1 protein-coding gene and 1 pseudogene are annotated in these 1,300 nt (G+C 69.5%); both read left to right on the forward strand.

What is annotated here, in order from left to right:
* Nucleotides 1–380 precede the first annotated feature (380 nt).
* On the forward strand, nucleotides 381–671 hold the full coding sequence (locus tag AB0J09_RS64995; protein ID WP_360714507.1) for a PT domain-containing protein: 291 nt from the start codon (nucleotides 381–383) through the stop codon (nucleotides 669–671).
* A gap of 369 nt (nucleotides 672–1,040) precedes the next feature.
* A pseudogene (locus AB0J09_RS65000) lies at nucleotides 1,041–1,300 on the forward strand (aminoglycoside phosphotransferase family protein); the annotation flags it as partial.

Below are 1,300 nucleotides of genomic sequence, written 5' to 3' on the forward strand. Positions count from 1 at the left end.
GACGTCGCCGCGCAGGCGAGTCACTCCGCGACGCCGTGATCGCGCCGGCCAGGTCAGGCTCTAAGGCAAGACGGCCACCCGCTACGCCGAGGACGCCCGCGCTCTCCTCACCCGGACCGACGGTCAAGACCCGCAAGTTGTCACGAACCTAAGGGTCCATACGTCCCAGGAGAGCTGAGAACCCATGCGTTCATCCTGAAAGACCTTCGGGTCGCCTGAACTCTGGGCAATTTAGTTAAAAAAGCCGCCGCCGGCCCGCTCCGGGCCCCGAGAGGGCGTGGTGCGGGTCGGCGGCGGACGGGAGACCTACGTGCCGTGGCGGAGTCCACGGCACGTAGGTCAGAGCCTCATTGCGGCCGCGTCACGACCGTGGGCGACGCGTGCCGAAGCTCAGCGGTGATCCCAGTCGTGGTCCCACTGGTGGTCCCCCTGGTGGTCCCAGCGCGGCTCCCAGCGCCGGTCCCAGCGGTGGTCCCAGCGCCGGTCCCAGCGCCGGTCCCAGCGGTAGCGGCCGATGCTCGGGTCGAAGTGCCGGTAGCCCAACCGGGGGTCGTACCGCCAGTAGCCCCACTGCGGGTCGTACCGGTTGCCCTGGTGCGCGTCCCAGCGGGGGTCGTCGGTGCCCCAGCGCGGGTCGAGGGCGTGGTGCCCGTGTTGCCAGACCGGCCTGACGTCGGCCTTCACCGCATGGTGGACCGGCGTGGTGGCGGCCGAGGCGACCGGCGCGAGCCCCGCCAGCGTCCCGATGGCGATGGCCGGACCGACCAGCGCGGCCTTCATGGTCATTGAAAGAGGTTTCATGGATCCCCGTATCGTTGTCGCGAACGGACGCCGGTTATCTTCCGCGTGCGACGGAATGGCAAGCTCAACGAATCGTCAATGCCCGGCGGGGAATTGAGTCCATCCGCCTTGCGGCGCCGAGCTGCTCACCAGCACACGACAGCGGCTGGCGTTACCGCAGGTCTGGTCGGGGGTTTGGCCCGATCCGGCGATCGCGTCCGGCGGCATGCACCGCCGATACCGCCGAATAGTCTGTACGAGTGGGTCTAGAAGATGAGCTGGCGGGTGTCGCCGCGGCATACGGCGGCGCGGGCGAGCCCGCGTGGCATCTGATACGCGCGGATGTCGTGGTGTTACGCAGGGGCGAGGTCGTGGTCAAGGCCCACTCACTGCATGACGACGTGGAGTCGTTGCGCGTCCAGTTGCGTGCCGCCGCGTCGGCCGCGGTGAGCGGGGTGATGCTCGCCCCGCTGGAGCCCGAGGTGCTGGAGGTCGCGGGCCGCGCGGTGACGGTCTGGCC

It is taken from the genome of Nonomuraea sp. NPDC049784 (assembly GCF_040659615.1).
Taxonomy (GTDB): Bacteria; Actinomycetota; Actinomycetes; order Streptosporangiales; family Streptosporangiaceae; genus Nonomuraea.